Consider the following 6,969-nt stretch of genomic DNA (forward strand, 5'->3'; position numbering starts at 1 on the left):
TGAATTGATTGGAAAGCACATGGAGCGGAGGGTAGGTTGAGTAAAAGGATAAAGGTTCTACAGATACAGCTGCGTTACAACGTCAACGCCTCTGATCTGGCTGAGCAAGTGATCGCGGGTCTACTAACAGAACGCTATGGTGTTACCACGTTGTTTCTTCGCGGCAGGCCAGGGCCTGACGAACCAGTGAGTGCTGCTGAACGCTCGATCTATTTTGATCTCGGTAAATCAGACCTGAAGGGGCTGAAACGCTGGTCAGCTCTGCTGAAGTTGTATCGTTTTTGTCGTGATGAAGGCTTTGACGTTGTCATTGCCCATCGATTCAAGCCAATCAGTATGATGATGTGGCTTAGCAAGCTGTTGAAACGCACGGCCTTTATCGGTGTTCAACACGGTATCGGCGACTATGACCGGCGAGCGCGTGTATTTGAAGCCAGTTGGCTTATTGGGCCACGGTGGCACATTGTTGGCGTCTCGCAGGCAGTAAAACATTATTTGTTGTCCAAGGTTCCTGGCTTCACCGAAAGCAATACCTCTCATATCAATAATGCTATTGATATCGATCGGGCCACCGGCATGCTATTAGACAGCCGTGAGGCTCGTAGCAGGCTTGGACTGCCTCAGGAGCGTCGAATAGTTGGCTGTATTGGCCGTCTTGTGCCTGTGAAGGGACATGCCACGTTGATCGCCGCTTTTGCCAGGTTGGCGGCGCGCTATCCAGATGTGTTGATCGCCATTATTGGTGAAGGGCGCTCGCGGGAAGAACTTGAGGCATTGGTTGCGGAGCATGGCTTGCAGGAGCGGGTTGTGCTTCTGGGGGCTCACCATGATGCTCTTCAGTATGTCAGGGCATTTGATATCTTCGCCATGCCATCCCTCAGCGAGGGGCTGCCGTTGGCCCTGTTGGAAGCGCTTGCCGGCCAGCGTCCGGTTATTGGCTCCGATATTCCCAGTCTGGTGTCGATCCTGGAAGGGTGTTCCGGGCGTTCTTTTCAGGTAGGAAATGCTGATGATCTTGCCCGGCAGTTGAAACAGCTGTTGTCCATGGAGGACAGTCAGTTGCAAGCCTTGGGAGAGGCTGGCTATGCCTACTTGTGCGCGCAGCACAGCATCCATGATTTCAGAAAAAACTATCGCCAGCTACTTGAGAAAATGGTGATGCTCGTAGGGGATACAAGGCCGTGATAGAGCGTGTGCTGGTAACCGGAGGGGCGGGCTTTATCGGCTCGGCACTGATTCGATACCTTATCTCGCATACAGGTGTACAAATAGCCAACATAGACAAGCTTACCTATGCCGGTAATTTGGAGTCGCTAGCCGATGTTGAGCATTCTGAGCGATATACCTTTTGTCAGGCGGATATTACTGATGCCGCCGAGGTGCAGCGTATTGTCGAAAACTTCCGTCCGCAGGCCATTATGCACCTGGCTGCAGAGTCCCACGTTGACAGGTCTATTGACGGGCCCATTGAATTTGTCAGAACCAATGTTATGGGAACGGCTGTACTGCTGGACGCCGCCCGGAAATACTGGCAAGCCTTGCCAGAGCATGAGCAACAGAGCTTCCGTTTTCATCATGTGTCTACCGACGAGGTCTATGGTGATCTGGAAGGCAGTACAGAGCTGTTTACCGAGGTCACGAGTTATTCGCCCAGCTCACCCTATTCTGCCTCGAAGGCCGGATCCGACCATCTTGTCCGCGCATGGCAGCGTACCTATGGAATGCCGGTGCTGGTTACCAACTGTTCGAATAATTATGGGCCGTATCATTTTCCCGAAAAGCTGATTCCACACATGATCCTCAATGCCTTGCATGGCAAGCCGCTACCGGTTTATGGCAATGGCATGCAGATTCGTGACTGGTTATATGTGGAAGATCATGCCAGAGCGCTTTGGCGAGTGGTTTGTGCGGGCGTGCCGGGGGAGACCTATAACATCGGTGGCCACAACGAGTTGGCAAATTTGAATGTGGTTGAAACGATTTGCGATCTGCTGGAGGAGCTTGTTCCTATTAAACTGGCAGGCGTCGCCAGCTACAGAAGCCTTATAAAGTTTGTCCAGGATCGCCCTGGCCATGATCGCCGCTATGCCATAGATGCCAGCAAGATTGAGCGTGAGCTGGGCTGGGTCCCGCAGGAGAGCTTTCAGACAGGGATTCGCAAGACAGTATCCTGGTATCTGGAAAACCAGGAGTGGTGGCAGCGGGTATTGAGTGGTGACTACCGTCTTGGACGACTAGGTGCTGCTGGTGTGAATCATCAGGAGGGGGACTATCAGTGAAAGGCATTGTATTGGCAGGAGGGTCGGGTACGCGGCTTTATCCCATCACCAAAGGGGTGTCCAAACAACTGCTCCCGATTTATGACAAACCGATGATTTATTACCCGTTGTCGGTTCTGATGCTGGCGGGTATTCGAGATATTCTGTTGATCAGTACCCCAGAGGATATTTCTGCCTATAAGCGTTTGCTTGGCAATGGTTCAGAGTTCGGTGTATCTATAACTTACGCGGAACAACCTAGCCCTGACGGGCTGGCTCAGGCTTTCATCATTGGTGAAGAGTTTATTGGGTCAGATCCAGTATGCCTGGTGCTGGGGGATAATATTTTTTATGGCCAGGGCTTTAGCCCAATGCTCAAAACGGCTGCAGGGAGAGGTTCGGGTGCAACGGTTTTTGGTTATCAGGTAAAAGATCCTGAGCGTTTTGGCGTCGTCTCGTTTGATGAAAACAGGCGGGCAGTGTCGATTGAAGAGAAGCCGCTGAACCCTCAATCCTCCTATGCGGTAACAGGTCTCTACTTCTATGACAATGATGTCGTAGAAATGGCCAAGCAGGTTGTCCCTTCTCCCCGCGGCGAGCTGGAAATTACCAGCATCAACCAGGCCTATCTGGAGCGAGGTGATCTTAATGTCGAGCTGTTGGGACGGGGGTTTGCCTGGCTTGATACTGGCACACATGAGAGCCTGCTTGAGGCGGGGCTATTTGTAGAAACGATCGAGAAGCGGCAAGGCTATAAAATTGCCTGTCTGGAAGAAATTGCCTACAACAACGGTTGGCTGAGCAAGGAAGAGCTTCGACGCATAGGTCAGTCGCTAAGAAAGAACAGCTATGGCCAGTATTTGCTGAGTTTGGCGGAGGGCAGATTGTGAGTCTGGTGCAATGGATAGATTTTCCGTTGAGGGGTGATGATCGTGGGTCACTGATCGCTATCGAAGGGACCAGTAACGTGCCCTTCGGCATCGAACGAATATATTACATATTTGATACCAAGGCGGGCGTATCCCGTGGTTTCCATGCACACAAGGCTTTGCAACAGGTTGCTTTCTGTGTTTCCGGACGCTGTCGGATGCACCTGGATGACGGCGTCCAGCAGCAGGATGTCTGGCTTGATTCGCCAATCAGGGGGATATTTATTGACACCATGGTTTGGCACACCATGCATGATTTCAGTCAGGACTGTGTTCTCGTTGTATTAGCCAGTGCGCACTACGATGAGGGTGACTATATCCGTGACTACGAAGAGTTTCTCAAACAACGGGCTGTTATATGAATCTTGATGCCAAAACTATCCGTATGCGGCTGGTTGAAGAGGATGATGCAGAATTTATTCTGGCGCTGCGGCTGGATGAGAACTATGGGAAATATCTGTCCAGCACCGACGCCAGTGTCAGCAAACAACGTGAGTGGATTCGCCGCTACAAGCAGGATGAGCAGGCCGGTATACAGTACTATTTCATCATAGAGCGACAGGACGGTGTGCGCTGTGGGACGGTTCGTGTCTATGATTTTCGTGAAAATTCTTTTTGCTGGGGGAGCTGGATTCTCAATCAGGACAAGACACGTTATGCGGCCATAGAGAGTGCTTTTCTTATCTATAGGTTTGGATTCGAGGTTTTGGGGTTTGCCCAGTCCCACTTTGAAGTGATGAAAGATAACCAGCGTGTCATAGCCTTCCATGAAAAAATGGGTGCTGAGGTTGTTGGGGAAGATGAGCATAATCTGTACTTCACCATACAGAAGGCTGCGGTAGCAGAAAGCAAAAAAAAGTTGAGCAGCAAGATACAATGATACCTTTTTTAGATTTGCAGGCCGTAAATGCCTCGCTCCGCGAGGAGTTATTGAGTGCCGCAGCGCGCGTTATTGACTCGGGCTGGTACATTCAGGGCCAGGAACTCAAGGCCTTCGAGCAGGAGTTTGCGGCATACTGCGGTACACGGCATTGTGTAGGTGTTGCGAACGGGCTTGATGCGCTTATTCTTGTTTTGCGTGCCTGGAAAGCGCTGGGACGACTCAAGGAGGGGGATGAAGTCATTGTCCCTGCCAATACCTACATTGCCAGCATCCTGGCCATAACTGAAAATCGCCTGACTCCGGTTTTGGTAGAGCCTGATGAGCAGAGCTGCAATCTTTCTCCAAACAAGATTGCAGCTGCTATAACGCCGAATACAAAAGCCATTTTGGCGGTTCACCTGTATGGTCGGCTGGCTCCCATGGCTGACATCATGGCGTTGGCAGAAAAACACCAGCTTCTGGTGCTGGAAGATTCGGCCCAGGCCCACGGCGCCGCTATCGGTGAGAGAAGAGCCGGCAGTTGGGGGCATGCTTCGGGCTTCAGCTTTTATCCTGGCAAGAACCTCGGTGCATTGGGTGATGGCGGAGCTGTCACGACCAGTGATGATGACCTGGCTGAAGCTGTTCGTGCCATTGGCAACTATGGTAGCCAAAAGAAGTACGAGAATATTTATCAGGGTGTCAATAGCCGATTGGATGAGTTGCAGGCAGCGCTGCTGAGAGTCAAGCTGGTTCGTCTTGATCAGGATACCAATGCCAGGCGGAAGGTGGCGCAGCGTTATCTCTCCGGTATCAGCCATCCCTCGATTGCTCTGCCAGGCAGCAGTCAGTATTGGCTTGAATGTGCCGAGCAGCATGTGTGGCATCTGTTCATAGTGCGCTGTACTGATAGGCGCTCCTTGCAGGCGCATTTGCAGCAGCATGGCGTGCAGACCCTTGTTCACTACCCCATACCGCCACACTTGCAGCAGGCCTATAGCAGTTGGAACGGGTTGTCGCTACCGCTTACTGAAAAACTGCACGAGCAGGTTTTGAGTTTGCCCATCGGGCCTGCAATGACGAATGAGCAGGTAGAGTCAGTTGTGGCTGCCTGTAATGCATATGGCTGCTGAAATGTGTCTGGCAAATCAGGAAGTGGCATGAAGAGCATTGAGGATCAGGTGTCGGTGGGTGGACCTTTGGTCAGTGTGGTCGTGCCTTCATACAATCATGCGTCTTTCATTGAGGCCTGCCTGCAGAGTATCTTTGCACAGGACTATGCCAATAAGCAGGTGATAGTCATTGATGACGGCTCGACCGATGACAGCCGAGAGTTGTTGCAACGATTGCAGGGCGATTACCCGTTCAAGCTGTATGTGCAAGCTAATCAAGGTCTGTTGAGCACGCTCAATCGGGCGCTGGCATTGGCTGAAGGCGACCTCTTTGTCCCTATTGCTTCAGATGATGTGATGCTGCCTGGCCGACTCAGTCGGCAGGTTGAGCACATGCATTCGCACCCTCAGGTGGCTATCTGCGGCGGAAATATTGTGCCTATTGCTGAAAATGGTGAAAGGTTGCCGCACAAGTATCGTCATCGGCCCGCTCGGCGCCTGGATTTTCGTGCAGTTTTCAGTGGCACGGTAGCGGGTGCGCCTGCTCCCAGCATGATGCTACGTACAGATGTTGTTCGTAACGTAGGTGGTTACGACGAGACCATGCGCATTGAAGACCTGTTAATGATGCTCAAGGTTACCAGAGCCGGTTACTTTATCGATGTACTGGAGGACGATCTGGCCTTTTATCGGGTACATGATGGCAACATGCATTCTCGTCTGGAGTTTATGTTCGATGAGGTATTACGGATATATGATTTGTATGCCGACGATCAGGATTATCAAGCGGTGTGTATCAAGCATTTCAAATCCTATTTTATGAAAGCAGCCAAAGCTGATCGCAGGCTAGCCTTGAAGATACTAAGGCGCATTCCGCTTAGGAGTATGGATTTGAAGGTACTGAGAGGAGTATTACGGATGCTGGTAAAGTATTGAGAGGCATTTATGTGTAGAAGTTTCGTAATTGCTCCATCAACCCCACTACCTTACAGGGTGCAATGATAGGCGGTTTACACAGCTTTATTTAAAGTCTCTAGGTATGTTTTTATCATTTTTCTAAGTTTAAATTTTTTAGATCGCTTTGCTACTGATGTTATTTGAAATTCAATTTTTCTAGCTGAGATCAGCTGTACCCAGCTGTAATGACCCAGCGGAATTTGCACACTCAAGCCGCTAATTGTTGGTAAATCGTACTGGGTGTTTTCATCCCCAGTGCCTGATGAGGGCGCTGCTCGTTGTAGTACTTGAACCACGCCCTCAAGGTTTGCCTGGCTTCATCCAGTGTCTGGAAGTTATGAAGCCAGAGACACTGCTCTTTCACAGTTCGGATCAGTCGCTCAACCATCCCGTTCTGCTGCGGGGTGTGGGGACGGATGAACTCCTGTTTCAGACCGTATTGGTACACCGTCCGAGTGTAATGCCGAGAGGTAAATACCAGGCCGTTGTCACTACGCAGCGTGATCGGATCCTGAGCCCTGCCCAGCGTGCCGTACCGGGTAATGAGCGCCTCCTCCAGTGCTGCTTCAGCTGCCTTGGCGTTGCCGCTGGGGCTCAACCGCCAGCCAAGTGCCTCTCGGGTATAGCAGTCCATAACGATGGTCAGGGCGCACCAACGGTGAACCGGACCACACCAGACACGTGCAATGTCTGTTGCCCAGCGCTCATTCGGGCGCGAGGCCACCGAAGGTAATGCCTGCACCCGGGGGCGGGCTCCACTGCGGCGCTTGCGCACCTGCCAGCCCTTGATCTGGAACAGGCGCTGGATGGTGTTCTTGTTCTCACCCAACAGCCAGGCAACGGTACGGTAG

8 protein-coding genes are annotated in these 6,969 nt (G+C 51.6%); 7 read left to right on the forward strand and 1 reads right to left on the reverse strand.

All coding sequences use genetic code 11. The features are described from left to right. Nucleotides 1-36: 36 nt before the first annotated feature. Genes BM267_RS13970 through BM267_RS14000 form a run of 7 tightly spaced genes read left to right on the forward strand, consistent with a single transcriptional unit; the run spans nucleotide 37 to nucleotide 6,097 of the window. The gene (locus BM267_RS13970) at nucleotides 37-1,185 is read left to right on the forward strand and encodes a glycosyltransferase (protein ID WP_074780721.1); all 1,149 of its coding nucleotides are present in this window, start codon (nucleotides 37-39) and stop codon (nucleotides 1,183-1,185) included. After that, entirely contained in the window at nucleotides 1,182-2,279 is a 1,098-nt protein-coding gene (gene rfbB, locus BM267_RS13975; protein WP_074780718.1) for a dTDP-glucose 4,6-dehydratase, read from the forward strand. Before BM267_RS13970 ends, rfbB begins: the two co-directional genes overlap by 4 nt. Next, on the forward strand, nucleotides 2,276-3,148 hold the full coding sequence (rfbA, locus tag BM267_RS13980; protein WP_074780714.1) for a glucose-1-phosphate thymidylyltransferase RfbA: 873 nt from the start codon (nucleotides 2,276-2,278) through the stop codon (nucleotides 3,146-3,148). Before rfbB ends, rfbA begins: the two co-directional genes overlap by 4 nt. Continuing rightward, nucleotides 3,145-3,549 carry a sugar 3,4-ketoisomerase gene (locus BM267_RS13985; RefSeq protein ID WP_074780710.1) on the forward strand — a complete coding sequence of 135 codons (405 nt, stop codon included), beginning with the start codon at nucleotides 3,145-3,147 and terminating at the stop codon, nucleotides 3,547-3,549. Before rfbA ends, BM267_RS13985 begins: the two co-directional genes overlap by 4 nt. After that, the gene (locus tag BM267_RS13990) at nucleotides 3,546-4,067 is read left to right on the forward strand and encodes a GNAT family N-acetyltransferase (RefSeq protein WP_074780707.1); all 522 of its coding nucleotides are present in this window, start codon (nucleotides 3,546-3,548) and stop codon (nucleotides 4,065-4,067) included. The genes BM267_RS13985 and BM267_RS13990 overlap by 4 nt, the downstream gene beginning before the upstream one ends. Continuing rightward, on the forward strand, nucleotides 4,064-5,182 hold the full coding sequence (locus BM267_RS13995) for a DegT/DnrJ/EryC1/StrS family aminotransferase (RefSeq protein WP_074780703.1): 1,119 nt from the start codon (nucleotides 4,064-4,066) through the stop codon (nucleotides 5,180-5,182). Before BM267_RS13990 ends, BM267_RS13995 begins: the two co-directional genes overlap by 4 nt. Before the next feature lie 27 nt (nucleotides 5,183-5,209). After that, nucleotides 5,210-6,097 (forward strand): glycosyltransferase family 2 protein, encoded by an 888-nt coding sequence (locus BM267_RS14000; protein WP_083392515.1) that lies wholly within the window; start codon nucleotides 5,210-5,212, stop codon nucleotides 6,095-6,097. Nucleotides 6,098-6,326: 229 nt separating this feature from the next. Here BM267_RS14000 and BM267_RS14005 read toward each other — a convergent pair. After that, the coding region (locus tag BM267_RS14005; protein ID WP_074992216.1) for an IS3 family transposase at nucleotides 6,327-6,969 on the reverse strand (643 nt) is incomplete at its 5' end.

This window comes from Halopseudomonas bauzanensis (assembly GCF_900114735.1).
GTDB lineage: Bacteria > Pseudomonadota > Gammaproteobacteria > Pseudomonadales > Pseudomonadaceae > Halopseudomonas > Halopseudomonas bauzanensis.

Excerpts from the sequence above, each read along its gene's own strand:
- BM267_RS13990 (WP_074780707.1), top strand. The coding sequence starts at position 3,546 with ATGAATCTTGATGCCAAAACTATCCGTATGCGGCTGGTTGAAGAGGAT.
- BM267_RS13995 (WP_074780703.1), top strand. The coding sequence starts at position 4,064 with ATGATACCTTTTTTAGATTTGCAGGCCGTAAATGCCTCGCTCCGCGAG.
- BM267_RS14000 (WP_083392515.1), top strand. The coding sequence starts at position 5,210 with ATGAAGAGCATTGAGGATCAGGTGTCGGTGGGTGGACCTTTGGTCAGT.